The 15,311-nt window shown below is 64.0% G+C and carries 12 protein-coding genes; 3 read left to right on the top strand and 9 right to left on the bottom strand.

Annotated elements, in window-relative coordinates:
- Nucleotides 1–119 precede the first annotated feature (119 nt).
- The 3 genes from F0A17_RS18870 to F0A17_RS18860 form a co-directional block, all read right to left on the bottom strand.
- On the bottom strand, nt 120–1,217 hold the full coding sequence (locus tag F0A17_RS18870; protein ID WP_228716966.1) for a histone deacetylase family protein: 1,098 nt from the start codon (nt 1,215–1,217) through the stop codon (nt 120–122).
- 152 nt (nt 1,218–1,369) lie between these two features.
- Nucleotides 1,370–2,722, bottom strand: a complete 1,353-nt coding sequence (locus F0A17_RS18865) for an MFS transporter (RefSeq protein WP_149329918.1) — start codon at nt 2,720–2,722, stop codon at nt 1,370–1,372.
- A 272-nt stretch (nt 2,723–2,994) separates the two neighbouring features.
- The gene (locus tag F0A17_RS18860; RefSeq protein ID WP_149329917.1) at nt 2,995–3,720 is read right to left on the bottom strand and encodes a murein L,D-transpeptidase catalytic domain family protein; all 726 of its coding nucleotides are present in this window, start codon (nt 3,718–3,720) and stop codon (nt 2,995–2,997) included.
- 169 nt (nt 3,721–3,889) lie between these two features.
- Between F0A17_RS18860 and F0A17_RS18855 the strand changes: the two genes are divergently transcribed.
- Complete coding sequence (locus tag F0A17_RS18855) at nt 3,890–5,521, top strand: L,D-transpeptidase family protein (protein ID WP_228716965.1); 1,632 nt, start codon at nt 3,890–3,892, stop codon at nt 5,519–5,521.
- Nucleotides 5,522–5,572: 51 nt separating this feature from the next.
- Here the strand turns inward: F0A17_RS18855 and F0A17_RS18850 are convergent, their stop codons facing one another.
- The 4 genes from F0A17_RS18850 to F0A17_RS18835 all read right to left on the bottom strand — a co-directional run bounded on the left by F0A17_RS18850 (nt 5,573) and on the right by F0A17_RS18835 (nt 11,085).
- Complete coding sequence (locus tag F0A17_RS18850) at nt 5,573–5,839, bottom strand: DUF1127 domain-containing protein (RefSeq protein ID WP_149329916.1); 267 nt, start codon at nt 5,837–5,839, stop codon at nt 5,573–5,575.
- A gap of 387 nt (nt 5,840–6,226) precedes the next feature.
- Complete coding sequence (locus F0A17_RS18845; RefSeq protein WP_422671122.1) at nt 6,227–8,098, bottom strand: ABC transporter ATP-binding protein; 1,872 nt, start codon at nt 8,096–8,098, stop codon at nt 6,227–6,229.
- 123 nt (nt 8,099–8,221) lie between these two features.
- Complete coding sequence (locus F0A17_RS18840) at nt 8,222–9,964, bottom strand: peptidoglycan DD-metalloendopeptidase family protein (RefSeq protein ID WP_149329915.1); 1,743 nt, start codon at nt 9,962–9,964, stop codon at nt 8,222–8,224.
- Between the two features lie 275 nt (nt 9,965–10,239).
- Nucleotides 10,240–11,085 carry a pirin family protein gene (locus tag F0A17_RS18835; RefSeq protein ID WP_149329914.1) on the bottom strand — a complete coding sequence of 282 codons (846 nt, stop codon included), beginning with the start codon at nt 11,083–11,085 and terminating at the stop codon, nt 10,240–10,242.
- A gap of 99 nt (nt 11,086–11,184) precedes the next feature.
- Here F0A17_RS18835 and F0A17_RS18830 point away from each other — a divergent pair, with 99 nt between their 5' ends.
- Nucleotides 11,185–12,084, top strand: coding sequence for a LysR family transcriptional regulator (locus tag F0A17_RS18830; RefSeq protein ID WP_149329913.1), 900 nt, complete (start codon nt 11,185–11,187; stop codon nt 12,082–12,084).
- 120 nt (nt 12,085–12,204) lie between these two features.
- On the top strand, nt 12,205–13,209 hold the full coding sequence (locus F0A17_RS18825; protein ID WP_149329912.1) for a glutathione S-transferase family protein: 1,005 nt from the start codon (nt 12,205–12,207) through the stop codon (nt 13,207–13,209).
- A 44-nt stretch (nt 13,210–13,253) separates the two neighbouring features.
- Here the strand turns inward: F0A17_RS18825 and F0A17_RS18820 are convergent, their stop codons facing one another.
- Entirely contained in the window at nt 13,254–14,222 is a 969-nt protein-coding gene (locus tag F0A17_RS18820) for a substrate-binding domain-containing protein (RefSeq protein ID WP_149329911.1), read from the bottom strand.
- 92 nt (nt 14,223–14,314) lie between these two features.
- Nucleotides 14,315–15,310 carry an ABC transporter permease gene (locus F0A17_RS18815; protein WP_228716964.1) on the bottom strand — a complete coding sequence of 332 codons (996 nt, stop codon included), beginning with the start codon at nt 15,308–15,310 and terminating at the stop codon, nt 14,315–14,317.
- Nucleotide 15,311 lies beyond the last annotated feature (1 nt).

Here is a 15,311-nt window from a genome sequence, read left to right as displayed (position 1 = left end):
CGCTGCGCTATCGCGACGGCCCGTCATGGCGAAGGATAGCCGTCGCTGGTCGGATACGCCGCTTTCTCGCGCCGGGCGTGTGACGACCGGCTGACTCGACGGCCCGCATGCGCTCGCGGTTATTCGGAGGTGAAGGCCTGGCGATGGAAGTCGGCCGCCCCCTCGACTTCGCTGAGCCCGATGATGCCCGGTTCGGGAATGGCGCCGCCTGCCAGCACGTCCAGTACCGTCTTGACCCCGCGTGACAGGGAGATGAGGTGGTAACCGCCTTCCAGCACGAAGACCAGCCGCCCCTGGCAGTGACGCCGTGCCAGGCTCTGCAGGATGCCGGTCATGGCGGCGAAGCCCTCGAAGGAGACGTTGAGGGCCATATCGAAGGGGTGCGGGTCGAATCCCGCCGAGACCAGGATGAGGTCCGGCTGGAACCAGTCGGCCGCGGGCACGAGGATTTCGCGAAAAGCCTTGAGATAGGCCTGATCACCGGCACCCGCCGGCATGGGCACGTTGACCGTCGTACCTTCCCCCAACCCCACGCCGATATCCTCCAACTGCCCCGATCCGGGGTAGAAGGGCGAGGCGCGGTGGATGTCGAAGAACAACACATCGGGATCGGCGTAGAAGATGTCCTGGGTGCCGTTGCCGTGATGGGCGTCCCAATCCACGATCATTACCCGCTGGCAGCCGAAGGCGGCCTGGGCATGGGCGGCGGCAACCGCCACGTTGTTGAACAGGCAGAAGCCACGGGCACGGACCGGCTCGGCATGATGCCCCGGGGGGCGTACCACGGCGAAGGCGGACTCGGTACGCCCTTCGAGTACCGCTTCGACGGCGGCGATGGCGGTGCCGGCGGCCACCTCGGCGGCATCGACGCTGCCGGGGGAGACCGCGGTCGTATCCACGTCGAGCCAGGCATTCTTGCCGCGCAGTTCGAAGATGTGCGTCAGGTAGGAGCTGGTGTGAACGCGCCCCAGCTGTTCCCGCGTTGCCGCTTTGCCACTCTCGAAGCGCAGGCCGGGTATCGGCTCCAGCTCCAGCAAGTGGCGGATGGCGGTGAGCCGTCCGGCGTGCTCCGGGTACTTCCACGGGACATTCAACGACGAGAGCAACTGGCGAATGCGCCGGTCCATGCGGCTGGGCAGAAAAGGGGCATCGGAATCGGGCTGGTGCGCCAGCACGCGCTCGTCGTAGAAGGCGATCACGCTGTTGGGTTCGGCCACGTGTTGCTCCAGTAGAACATCGGCAGAGAGGCGTTTGTACCAGCATAGCCGCTCAAAGGCATCCGGGCTGGCGCCATACAGGCTAAACACTGACGCCGCCCGGGTGGGTGGCGTCAGTGTTGCGTTGTCGATGCCCAAATGGAAGCTTCCTGTCAGCGCAGGCTCAGGGCGCCGGCTCCGGTTTCCTCGCCCAAGGCGTCGCGGTAGGCCGCCTGCTCTTCGGCCTCGACCTCGGGCGAGAAGCGTACGGCCAGGGTGCACAGTGAGGCGATCACCACGGCGATGCCGAGGTAGAACAACCCCTGCTGATAACTGATCGACTCCGAGCGGAACAGGAAACCGGCCGCCACGGCACCGGCATTGCCGCCGGCGCCGACGATGCCGACTACCGCTCCCAGCGCTTTTCTGTTGATGAAGGGTACCACGCCGAAGGTGGCCCCCTCGGCCATCTGCACGAACAGGCTGAACACCAGCATGATGCCGATGGCCAGCGTGAGCACATGCATCTGCGAGAAAAACATCAGCGCGACGCCCTCGCAGAGCATGGCCACGAACAGCCAGCGCACGCGCCCCTTAAGGCCTCCGTTGCGGGCGAACAGATCGGAGAAAACGCCGCCAAGAGAGCGGGCGAAAATGTTCATCAGCCCGAACAGGCCGGCGATCATGCCGGCGGTAGCCAACGTCAGGTCGAAGTTGTCGAAGAAATAAATCGCCGCGATGTTGTTGATGGTCAGCTCGACGCCGAAACAGGCGGCATACACCACGAATAGCGCCCACACGCGAATGTCCTTGGCGGCGGCCTTGAAGCTCGCGCTCATGCCGTGCTCGCCGTTGGCCTCGGGCAGCTCGCCGCGGGCGCGCAGTTCGTCGAAGTTGCCGTCGGGAGCGTCCTGGGTGAACAGGTAATAGCCGATGCCGGCGACGAACAGCACCACGCCGGGCACCACCATGGCCAGGCGCCAGCCGAGCGCCTCGTTGACGCCGAGCATCAGGATGCCGGAGAAAATGAGCGGCATCAGGATCTGCGTGGTGCCTCCGCCCAGGTTGCCCCAGCCGGCCGAAGTGGCGTTGGCGGTGCCGACCACGTTGGGCGCGAACATCACCGAGGTATGATATTGGGTGATCACGAAGGAGGCGCCAATGGCACCGATGGCCAGGCGCGCCAGGAAGAAGGCTTCGAAGCTCGAGGCCAGGCCGATGGCCATGACCGGCAGCGAACCCAGACACAGCAGCCAAGTGTAGGCCCTGCGTGGCCCGATGCGATCGCACAGCACCCCCATGACCAGGCGCACGAGGATGGTGATTGCCACCGAGGCAATGATGGTATTGCCGATCTGGGTCTTGGTCAGCCCCAAGTCGTCGCGCACAACCGCCATCAGCGGGGCGATACCGAACCAGCCGAAGAAACAGAGATGGAAGGCGAGCCAGGAGAAGTGGAAGGCGCGCATCTGTGGCGCCTGCAGATTGAGCAGGCGAATTCGATTGGCCTTGTTACGGATTTCCATGGACGATGACCTCGTACGGAACGGGATGTTGGAATTCGTCCTTCTCCGTTGAAGGTCAGGTCTGGCGCACTCGTGCTCTCGGAAGCCTGGTCCACGCCTAGCCGTTGTTGCGCTATACCAAGCAATCGGCTTGCCAGGCTGGTGGAAACTTTTCTCCTTCAATCGTTTGGGATTTGGCTGACGAAGGCGGCAAGAGGCGCCGGCACAATGGACGGCGTCGTGGTGGTGCAGTGCGGCGATGACTGCCCCCCGCTGGTGCCGTGGGGCGTCGGCTATTGCATGGCCAGCTGTCGCGGGTCGCGATCGCAGCGCAGGTAGGCGGAGCTCTGCAGCCACTCCGGATCGGGGTAGTAGGCGAACAGGTAGTGATCCTCCTTGATGCTGTCGATCAGTGGATAGGTGACCTCCTGTCGCACGGCCGGGCAGCCGTGGCTGCGTCCCAGGCGGCCGGTCTGGCGCACGAACGTCTCACTGACGTAGTCGGCGCCGTGAATCACGATGGCGCGCTCGTAGGCCAAGTCGTTGACGCCCGCTTCCAGCCCCTCCAGGCGCAACGAGTAGCCGTTGCTCCCGTAATAGCTGTTCATGGTGCGGAACAGGCCCAGGCTCGATTGGTGGCTCTCGGGTGTGTTGGAGAATACGGTGGCCTCGGCACCGCCGGAACCTCGGCCGTGGGAAACCAGCTCCTCGAACAATAGCGCTTCCTCGGCCAGGTCGAAGACCCACAGGCGGGGTTCGCTGGACGGGCGCGAAAAGTCGATCACCGCCAGACGCTCGGCATCGGGCTCGGCGCAGGCCAGGGCGCTGGCGGCAAGCTGCATCACCCGCGGATCGGCGCCAGGGGCGAGGCGAGTCAAGGTCTGGGCCAGCGGGGCGGACGAAGGTAACGCGAGCCCGGCCTGGGCCAGGAAATCATCGGCCTGGGCAGGGGGGAGGGTGGCCAGTAGGGAGGCGGCCAGGGACGGTAGCGAAAATGGCAGGGTCGGTAGTAAGCGCATCGAGCGTGCCTATACGTTGACGCCGCGAGCGGCAGGTGCCGCTCGCAGAAACAGAAAAGGGTGAATAAGGTAAACGGACCCGGCTGACATGGCAGCCATGCACCGGGCCCTATTATGAAGGGAGAGGCCAGGAAGACCAGACCAGACATCAACGGAGCAGGAGCTATAGATGCGGGTTATGACATGGATGGGAATGTTGATGCTGCTGCTTGGCCTCGCGCCCCTGGCCTGGGCGGAGCAGGGGGAGGCAGCAAGCGCATGGGAAGAGGAGCCGGGCGTGGTGGGGGAGCTGGCCCGTCAGGCGGCTAAGGCAGAGGCGCGATTAGAGGACTTCTATGCCCTGCGTGACTATCGCCCGGCATGGCGGGATGACGACGCGGTGGCTGCGTTCACTTCGGCGTTGCATACCCTCGAAAGCGATGGGCTCCGGCCACAGGATTATCGCCCGGATGAGTTGAGAAATCGGCATCGAGAGGCCTATGAGGACGCCGCCAATGTCGAGGCGCAGGCGCAGTACGATCTGTTTGCCACGCGGCAGCTGCTGATGGCACTCGATCATCTGCAGCGCGGCAAGGTCGACCCCGAAGCGCTCGCTACCGGTTGGGAGGTGCCGGTAGCGCCCCCCGATGACTCCCTGGCGGCAGTGTCCGGTGCCGTGGACCAGCAGCGATTCGAGGCACTGATCGGCGAAGTGCGGCCGGATTTCGTTCCTTATCAGCGGTTGCGCTCGGGGCTGGCGCGCTATCGCAACATCGAGAAGCGGGGAGGCTGGCCGCGCCTGCCGGAGCGGGAGCATGCGTTGCGCCCGGGGGATGTCGACGACGATGTTCCACTGTTGCGCGAGCGTCTGGCGGCCATTGGCGAACTCGAGATAATGGTCGCCGATAACGACATCTTCCCTGGGGGAGAGCTCGAGGCGCCCGAACCGCACCGCTACGATGCCAGCCTCGAGGCCGCGGTAAAGCGCTTCCAGCGGCGGCACCTGTTGGAATCGGATGGGATCGTCGGGCGCCAGACGCTGGCGGCACTCAACGTGCCGGTGGAGCGCCGTATCGACCAGATCCGCCTCAACATGGAGCGTGCCCGCTGGCTGTTGCATGGATTGCCGGAGTCCTTCGTGTTGGTCGACATTGCGGGCTACCGGCTCAGTTATTATCGTCCTGACGGCCAGATCTGGCGTTCGCGCATCGTGGTGGGCCGGCCCTATCGGCGCACCCCCTCACTACGGTCGGAAATCACCCACTTGACGGTGAACCCCACCTGGACGATACCGCCCACCATCAAACGCGAGGATGTGTTGCCTCGGGTGCGGCAGGATCTCGGCTACCTGTGGCGCGAGCGGATCCAGGTGCTGAGCCCGTCGGGCACGCCCCTCGACCCCTGGGAGATCGACTGGGGCAATCCCGGCAACATTGTCTTGCGCCAGGCGCCGGGACCGCAGAATGCCCTGGGGCAACTCGTCATCCGCTTTCCCAACGATCACATGGTTTATCTTCACGACACTCCGGCCCAGAATCTCTTCTCTCGCGAACAGCGTGCCTTCAGCTCAGGCTGCATCCGGGTGGAGAACATTCGCGAGCTGGGCCAGCTGCTGTTAGACGATACCCGCAGCGGTCACGACGTGGAGCGGCGGATAGCTAGCGGCGAGACACAGAATGTTCGCCTGACCCATCGCATGCCGGTCATTCTCCACTACTGGACGGTCAACCCCGGCGATGACGGTGAACTCTCGTTCCGTCCCGATATCTACGAGCGAGACGATGCCTTGTTGCACGCGCTGGATCATCCGCTGACGCTGTGAGCCAGCGGATATGGGAAAGGCCCCGGTCACGTCCTGTGACCGGGGCCTTGGCTAAGCCAGGCGCGCCCCGCAGCGGGGACAGACGCCATGCAGGCGTTCGGCTGCGCTGAGCTTACTGCCGGCACTGCCGTTTGCCCGTGCCTCGCCGGAAGCGGGGTGCTCCGGGTGGATCGCCACCAGCTTGCCGCGCTCCCAGCGCAGGCCAATGTCCTTGAGCATGCGTGGGTCGCAATCGCGTAGCGAGGCGTCACGACGACGGTTGGCATAGTGGGTGCGCAGTGCGCTCAGCAGTCGACGGATGGTATGGAGTGCTGCCATGGTCTCGGTCTCCTTGAGAGGAGGCCGGGAACTTGTGCGCGGTAGGCGGGAAATGCATCATGCTTGGCCGCGACAAGTGCCGCGGCCAGCGTCCTTCAGGTGTCGTCGTCTCGACGGCCGGCCCACGGCTGCAGCAAACGGGTACGCATCGCGCGATGGAATACGCGATATTGCCAATTTGCCTTGTCGCCTTGTGGTAGCCAGCGCATGAGGAACGCGTCTCTTGATGGGGATGGTTGGGGTGGAATGTGCCGAATCGACGATGCGACCCTTTTCTTATAGACAATCGCTCAACAAGCGTCAACCGATGATCGAGCCAACAGGCTAGCCTTTGTGAGCGATTTTTTGACGCCGTATGGGCAAGCGAAGGCACTTTTCATGCAGCGCCTAGCGATAGCCCTCGGCCTGCAGCCTAAACAGCCGCGCATAGCGGCCGTCCTGCGCCATCAGGCCGGCATGGTCGCCGCGCTCGATCACCTCGCCGTCGTCGATGACGAGTATCTGGTCGGCGGCGCGCACCGTGGAGAAGCGGTGCGAGATAAGGAGGGTCATCTTGTCCCGGCGATGCTCACGGAAGTCGGCATAGATCGCTGCTTCGGAGGCGGCGTCCATGGCCGCGGTGGGCTCGTCGAGGACCAGGATATCGGCTCCCTCGCGCATGTGGGCGCGGGCCAGGGCGATCTTCTGCCATTGCCCGCCGGAAAGCTCCTGGCCGCCCTTGAACCAGCGGCCGAGCTGGGTATGGTAACCGCCCGGCAGAGCACGAATGAATTCGTCGGCCAGTCCGCGCTGGGCCGCCTCCTGCCAGCGTGCCTCGTCGGCGAAGGCCTCGACGTCGCCGGCCCCCAGGTTCTCACCCACCTTGAGCTGGTAGCGCACGAAATCCTGAAAGATCACGCCGATGCGCCGGCGCAGGGTCTGCACGTTCCATTCTCTCAGGTCGCTGCCATCGAGCAGGATACGACCGCTGCTGGGTTCGTAGAGGCGGGTCAGCAACTTGATCAAGGTCGTCTTGCCCGAGCCGTTGGCACCCACCAGGGCCAGGCTCTGCCCCGGTACCAGATGCAGCGAGACATCGCGTAGCGCCGGCTTGTCGGCACCGGGATAAGTGAAGCCGACCCTTTCGAAGCGTATGCCGTCGCCTGGTCGTATGCCCTCGGTGAGGCTGCCGGCCTCGGCTGCCACCGGCTGCTCCAGGTATTCGTAGAGGTTCGACAGGTAGAGGTTGTCTTCGTACATGCCGCTGATGGCGGTGAGGCTCGCCGACAGCGCCGACTGGCCCTGCTTGAAGACCATCAAGTACATGGTCATCTCGCCCAAGGTCAACGTTCCGGATATCGTTTCCACCACCACCCAGGCATAGGCACCGTAGAACGCCAGGGTTCCCAGCAGGCCGAGCAGGAACCCCCAGGTCTCACGACGGAGGGTCAGGCGGCGGTCTTCGTCGTAGAGAGTGTCGAAGATCTTGCGGTAGCGCTCGAGCAGCAGCGGCTCCAAGCCGAACAGCTTGACCTCCTTGATGCTGTCCTCGCGGGCCAGCACGGTTTCCAGGTACATCTGCATGCGGGTCTGCGGCGAGCGCCAGCGGAACAGGCGGAAGGCGTCGCCGGAAAACTTGGCTTCGGAGACGAACACAGGCAGGGCACCGATCACCAGGAGCAGGATCGCCCAGGGCGAGAATTGCATCAACAGCACGCCGAAGCTGGTCAGCGATATGGCGTTCTGAAGCAGCGAGAAGGTCTTGTTGACCAGCCCCAGCGGCCGGGTGGAGGCCTCGCGCCGGGCTCGGGTGAGCTTGTCGTAGAATTCGGAGTCCTCGAATTGAGCGAGCGACAAGGTGCCGGCCTTTTCCAGGATCATGACATTGACCTTCTGGCCGAGCAGGGCGCGCAGCAGTGACTGCTGCGCCGACAGGCCGCGTTGAGCCAGGGCGATGGCCGCGATCACGCCGGCTTCGGCCACCACATAACGCATGACGGGCCAGGTATCGGCCCAGCTCAATGCGGTTTCGGTCTCTCGTTGATGGGCCATGGCGGCCACAACGGCGTCGACGATCAGTTGGCCGATCCAGGCGGCGACGGCCGGCAATACGCCGGCGACCAAGGTGCAGAGCGCCAATCCCAGGGTCAGGAAGCGTGAGGTCTGCCAAACCAGCGCCAGTGCACGGCGGCTGTAGCGGAATACGCCGAAGAAGGTTTCCAGGCGGCTGCCGTCTTGGGGTGGGGTAAGAGGAGGGCGTCGATGCTGGGGCGGGGGCACGCGAGAGCTCCGTATCGGCAGTTCGGCAGGCCTGTGAGACTTTATTCCATCGGACCGCCGGTAGGTGCCAAGCGCGACGCCCTGCCGGAGGGCAGGGCGTCGCAGTCTGGGAAGCGCTCGACGTCAGTCGTCGTCGGGCTCGGCATCACGCGATGTGTGAGCCACCACCGGGCCGGTCTGGCCGGAACGCAGCACGGCGAGCAGTGGCTCGGCTTCGCGCTGGAAGGCCACCAGGCGTTCGCCTTCGAGGCTCTGGCTCTCGGGCAAGTCGACCTTCATGGCGTCGACCGGGTTATTGTTCACAATGACTTCGTAGTGCAGGTGCGGGCCGGTGCTGCGGCCGGTATTGCCGGACAGTGCAATGCGCTCGCCCATCGAGACGCGATCGCCACGGTTGACCATTGCCCGCGAGAGATGCAGATAGCGCGTGCGGTAGCCGTTGTCGTGACGAATCACCACATAGCGTCCCGCTACCGGATGATTGCCGACCTTTTCGACGCGCCCGTCCGCCGGTGCGCGGACGGCGGTGCCGATGGGCATGGCCCAGTCGGTGCCGCGGTGCGGGCTGATCCGCCCGGTGACCGGATGCTGGCGCCGCGGATTGTAGCCGGAGCTCATGCGATAGCTGCCTTCGAAGGGGTAGCGGCTGAAGGCCGGGTCCAGGCTCTGGCCCTCGGGTGTATAGAAATTGTTGTCTTCGCTGTTGCGAATCAGGGTCAGGTCCATGCGGGCACCCTGATATTCGATGGCCAGCACGCGGGAATCGAAGCTGGCGCCGTCGATGATGTCGGACTCGATCAGCACCTGGAATTCGTCGCCGCGGCGAGTGTCGCGGCGAAAGTCGAGCTTCTTCTCGAGAAGTCGCGAGACCTGAGCGACTTCGGTGCTGGAGAGACCGGTTGCCTGGGCCGAGCGAGCGAAACTACCGCTCACGCTGCCGGCGAACAGGCGCTGGGTGGCTTCGCCGGCGCGTTCGATGGTGGCCACGTCGAAGCCATCTTCCTCGCGCTCCAGCATGATGCCTTCGCGGGCGTTCTTCATCACCCGCATGGTCAACAACCGATCCTCTTCGTCGAGCTGATACTCGAAGGTGTTGCCCACCCGCCAATGGGTCAGCAGGCGCTGGTCGGGCAGGCTCTCGAGCAGGCGCATGGCCTCGCTGTAGCCGAGGCCCAGCTCATTCTGTGCCAGCACGGCAAACGTATCGCCCTGCTGAACGGTGTAGGTGCGCCATTCGGGCACGAAGGGTTCGGCCGCGGCGACTTCCTGATCGAAGTGGATCGGGCTGTCCTCGAAAAGGCCCAGTTCCTCCTCGGGTATATGGGTGTCCTCGTACGAGGTGGCATCGGCAGCCAGCGCCTCGTCGTCGGTCCGGGTCTCGTCGAGCATGCCGGTGGCGAGGGTGCCGATGACCAGGGCCATATGCAAAGCGCCCGAATCCAGAACCGTTGTCAGTTCGATGCCGCTGTCGACAGCGGTAGCGGCATCGAGCTCGGCAGCGGGGGGCGCTGGTTCGGTCCCTGTCGCCTGTTCGGGGGGGGCCTGGGCGTAGGCGGCTCCCTTCAGGTCGATGATCTCGCTGGGCTGCAGCTGGGAGAGCGGAATGTATTCGCGTGTGGCATCGATGGCCTGGGTGGCGATCTCGATGGCGTCGGCGACGGAATAGCGTTCGTTGTTGAGCGCGGGAAGGCCGGGTTGGGCCTCTGGCGACAGGGGAAACAGGACGGTTTGGGGTGTCTGCTCCTGTCGCTGGGAATTCTCGACGAGGGTGACGATCTTCTGCGTGCCCAGCACGGTCACCATCGTGGCGACGGGGATCAACAACAACTTATGCGCGCGTGGCAGCGAATGGAGGATTCGCAACATGTTGGATATCGGCCATATAAAGAAAGATGACAAGAACATAAAAAGGCACGGGAACCTTAACCCATGATATATGGCCTGCCTAGACTGTACATACGTACAGAAACACCTCGGCCGGGGCGTTTCTTCAACGCTTCCCGGTCGAGTTTCATTGTCGAACAGTGTTCAACTGTCTGTCATTGAACGTGACGCAAGAGGCCAAGACAACCCCTTGAAGTAAAAAAAGGTAGCAGACGTTGAGCCGTTGGCCGAATCATCGCGTGCGGTTTCGAATGGCCTCAATCGGTGAAGGTGCCGTTGCGATAGTCGTTCAGCGCCTGGTCGATCTCGCGCATGTCGTTCATCACGAAAGGGCCGTAGTGGGCGATCGGCTCGCGATGGGGCGTGCCGGCGAGTATCAGACACTGGGCGCCTTCGACGCTGCTGAGCGTAAGCGTATCGCCTGCGCCCAGACGGGCCAGCTGGCCGGCGGCGACTGCCTCGCCGGCAATCTCCAGCGTGCCTTCGAACACATAGATGGCAAGTGTTTCGCTGCCGACGGCCAGCGCCAACTCACCGCCGGGCTGCAATGTCGCATGGGCCACGGCGGAATCGCCTGCGAGCGAATCCAGAGGTCCTGCGACGCCGTTACCGTCGATGCGACGCCACTGGCCGCCGAGAGCGACCAATTCGGCACGCATGCTCGCCAGACGCGGCATTTCGTCGCTGCGCACGTCGCGGTAGCGGGCCTCGCTCAGCTTGTCGCGGGCGGACAGGTTGATCCACAGCTGGAAGCCATGCAGACCCTGGCTATCGGTCAGCGGCATCTCGGAGTGAACGATACCGCGTCCGGTATGCATCCACTGGGCATCGCCCGCATGGATCGTGCTGCTGTGACCGAGATGGTCTTCATGCGTAATGCCGCCGTGCACGATGTAGGTGAGCGTCTGAATGCCGCGATGAGGATGCGGTGGAAAGCCGCCGACGTAATCGTTGGGGCGGTCGGAACCGAGCTCGTCGAGCATCAGGAAGGGGTCGAGCTCGCCGTCGAAACGATGGATGCGTTGAATCTTGACGCCATCGCCGTCCTGGCTGGGGTGGCTCTGGATCAGGCGCTCGATGCGCCGGTTGACGTTAGCGGTCATGTCGATGACCTCCGATTGTAGGATATGCCTGGCATTCTAGGCCGTTTTTTTCGAAGATTAAGCGCATTGTTTTGCAACGAACATTCGAGGTAATCGAATATGTCGCGCGTCACCCTGGCCCAGTGGCAGATGCTTGCCGCCGTGGTGGATCACGGCGGTTTCGCCCGCGCCGCCGAGGCGGTGCACAAGAGCCCTTCCACCCTCAACCATGCCGTGCACAAGCTGGAGCAACAGCTCGGCGTAGAGGTGCTGGAGCCGGTGGGACGACAGGTCCGCCTGACCGAAGCCGGCGAGATGCTGCTGCGCCGGGCGCGCCAATTGATTGAAAGTGCCGAAGCGCTGGAGGATGTCGCCGGACGCCTCGCCGAGGGACTCGAGGCTGAAGTGGTGCTGTCGATCGATCAGATATTTCCCACCGATGCCCTGGCCGTGGCGTTGAGTCGTTTCTCCGCCGAGTATCCTTACGTTCGCGTGCAACTCCACGAGACGGTGCTCAACGGTGGCATCGAAATGCTCTACGATGGCCGCGCCGATCTGGCCGTTTCCGGCTTGGCGGCACAAGGATTCCTCGGCGAACCGCTGGTCTCGATCCGTTTCATTGCCGTGGCCCATCGCGACCACGAGCTACACGCGCTCGATCGCGAGCTCGATCTGCGCGACCTGCAGCGGCATCGCCAACTGGTGGTGCGCGACTCGGCGCTGCGCCAGTCGATGGACGCCGGATGGCTCAAGGCGGAGCAGCGCTGGACGGTCAGTCACCTCGAGACCTCCATCGACATGATCCGGCGCTGCCTGGGGTTCGCCTGGCTGCCCGAGACGCGCCTGCGCGACGATCTGGAAGCGGGCCTGATACGCCCGCTGCCGCTCTCGGCCGGTGGCATCCGTGAAGTGCCGATGCAGATGATCTTCCGCGATCGCGACCGGGCGGGACCCGCCACCCACGCCATGGCCCGCGCGCTGCATGAGGCGGTGGCCAATACCTGTCCGAGCCGGAAGTGACCGTTCGTTCTATCCGAGCATCCGTTTTTTTCGACGCTATGGGCGGAAAAACTGCGCTTGAGTGGCAGCGAGATCGTCTTACCCTGCTAACAGACCCTTTCTAACGTCCGGAGGAGACACATGGGCCTGTTGATCGAGGGCAAGTGGCACGACCAGTGGTACGACACCAAGACGCACGGTGGCGAGTTCGTGCGTGAATCCGCCAAGCTGCGCGACTGGGTGACGCGTGACGGCCGAGCCGGTCCCGAGGGGCAGCGTGCCGTGGCTGCCGAAGCGGGGCGCTTCCATCTTTATGTATCGCTGGCCTGCCCCTGGGCGCATCGCACTTTGATCATGAGAAAGCTCAAGGGGTTGGATGACCTGATCGGCGTTTCCTGGGTCAGCCCGCTGATGCTCGATCAGGGTTGGACCTACCATGAGGAGGAGGGCGCCAGCGGCGATCCGGTCAATGGCGTCAAATACCACCGAGAACTCTACACCCTGACCGATCCGCACTATACCGGCCGGGTGACGGTGCCGGTGCTGTGGGACAAGCGGGAAGGGCGCATCGTCAATAACGAGTCCGCCGAGCTGGTACGCATCCTTAACGACGCCTTCGATGAGCTTGCCGACAATCGCCTCGACTTCTACCCAGAGGACCTGCGCGAGAGCATCGACGCCGTCAACGAGGATGTCTACGAGCACATCAATAACGGTGTCTACAAGTCGGGGTTCGCGACGGAACAGGACGTCTACGAGAGGCACGTGACGGCACTGTTCGAGGCGCTCGACCGCATCGAGGCACGACTGGACGAGAACCGCTACCTGGCCGGTGAATGGCTCACCGAGGCCGACGTGCGCCTGTTCACTACCCTGGTGCGCTTCGATGCCGTCTACTATGGCCACTTCAAGTGCAATTTCCGGCGCATCGAGGATTATCCCAACCTGTCGAACTACCTGCGCGAGCTGTTCCAATGGCCTGGCGTGGCCGAGACGGTGAACCTCGAGCACATCAAGCGCCACTACTACTACAGCCACGATACCATCAACCCGACGCGCATCGTGCCCAAGGGGCCGCTGCTCGACTTCGAGCGCCCGCATGACCGTGAACGACTGCCGGGACAGGGAATTCGCAATAAAGGATGACGTTGTCGCCGCTCCCGCTGGGAGCGGCGGGTGATGCCGCTCGTTCAGTAGGCGGCATCCGGCTGGTAGAACGCTTCGACATTGTCGACGGTGATCAGATCGGCGGCCAGGATCACCCGCGACGGCACGCCGTGATACATGTTCCCCAGACGCTCGCCCTTCACGCCGTGCACGGCCAGGGCGATGGCGGAGGCGATCATGTTGGGGGGATAGGTCACCGTGCCGCGAACCACCGGATGTTCGTCGCGAATCATTTCGATGACTCGCTGCGAACCACCCCCGCCGACGATTAACTGGACGTCGTCGCGCTGGTTTTCCTCTACCGCGCGCAGCGCGGCCAGCAGGACGTCGTCATCGCCGGCCCAGATTGCATCGACGTGCGAGTTGCTGCCGAGCAGGTCCTCGGTCACGCTCAAAGCCTTCTGCGGGTTCCAGTCGGTGGTCTGGGAATCAAGAATGTTGATGCCGGGATAATCGGCCATCACGGCATTGAAGGCGTCGACGCGCTGGGAGTTGATCGGGATCGAGGGGCCCTCGAGCACCAGGATGCCGCCCTCGCCGCCAAGGGCCTCGGCCATGTAGCGGGCTGCCTGCTCGCCGAGCCCGGGGTTGTCCCCGGCGAGGAAGACGTCCTGGGCCGGCTCTTCCAGCTCGCGGTCGACCACCACCGTGTAGATGCCCGATTCATAGGCCTCGGCGATCACCTGCTGCAGCGTGGCGGGGTTGTGGGGCAGGATCACCAGCGCATCGATGTCGCGAATCATCAGGTCTTCGACGTTCGACACTTGGGCGGTTCCCGAACTCGCCGACAGTACCGTGAAGCTGACGTCGTCGTACTGCTCGGCCAGCTCTTCCGTGGCGCGCTGCGCCCACCACAGCAGGCCGGCGGTCCAACCATGGTCGGCGGAGGGTACGGTCACGCCGATGTGATAATCGTCGGCACTGGCGGCAAGCGAGGTGACGGCCAGGGCCGTTGCCAGGGCGGTTTGCTTGAGAACGCGTGTTATCGTCATTGTTGTCACTCCCGTTGCATTGAGGGTCGAGCGAATGGGCTGGCGTACCCAGCGATGTCGGCACGGCGTCGTTCGCCGGCCATGGTCTCCAGTCAGCCGGTGCGTCGGTACTGCAGCAGCACCGCCAGCAGGATCACGGCCCCCTTGACCAGGCCCTGCAGGTAGGGTGAGACACCGGTCAGGTTGAGCATGTTGTTGATGATGCCGAGGATCAGTGCGCCGATGACCGTGCCCCACACCGAACCGCGTCCGCCGGACAGCGCGGTGCCGCCGATCACCACGGCGGCAATGGCGTCGAGTTCATAGAAGTAGCCGGCGTCGCTGGGGCTGACCGAGTTGAGCCGCGAACTCAGCATGATGGCGGAGATCCCCACGCAGACACCGGCGATCACGAAGGTGCTGAGCACCACCCGCTCGACGCGAATGCCGGAGTAGCGGGCCACCTGGGGATTGGCGCCCACGGCGCAGACGTGGCGCCCGAAGGGGGTGTGGAACAGCAGGACATGGGCGAGCACGGCGAGGCCGAAGAAGGCCCATACCGGGATCGGCAGGCCAAGAAAGAAGCCGCCGCCGACCTCGGAGAAGAACGGATTGCGAGTCGTCACTTCGGCGGCATCGGTGAAATAGAGCGCCAGCGAGCGGAAGATCGACATGCTGGCCAGCGTAACCACGAAGGCAGCCATTCGCCCTCGTGTGACCAGCAGCCCATTGAACAGGCCGAACAGTGAACCCGCAACTACCGCCGCCAGCATGCCGAGGAGTACGGCCTGGATGGGGTCGGCGATGGCGTTGACCACGTAGAGCAGCAGCACCCCCACCAGGGCCACCATCGAGCCCACCGACAGGTCGATGCCGCCGGCGATGATCACGAAGGTCATGCCGATGGCGATAATGCCAGTGTAGGAGACCTGACGCAGCACGTTGGAGATGTTGCGCGCATTGAGAAAGTACTCGCTGGCGAGCGACGAGAGCACGAAAAGAATGAGCAGCGCCAGCAACGGCGCCAGAATGGTGGCGTTGAGCGGCAGCCGGCGCAGCCGCTGCAGGCCTGGCTGCCCCATTGGCTTGGAGTTCGATACGTCGTTCATC

This window comes from Billgrantia pellis, from assembly GCF_008297955.1.
Lineage (GTDB): Bacteria > Pseudomonadota > Gammaproteobacteria > Pseudomonadales > Halomonadaceae > Halomonas > Halomonas pellis.
Note: the sequence above shows the minus strand (reverse complement) of the source record. Positions and strands in the feature narration are given on the sequence as shown.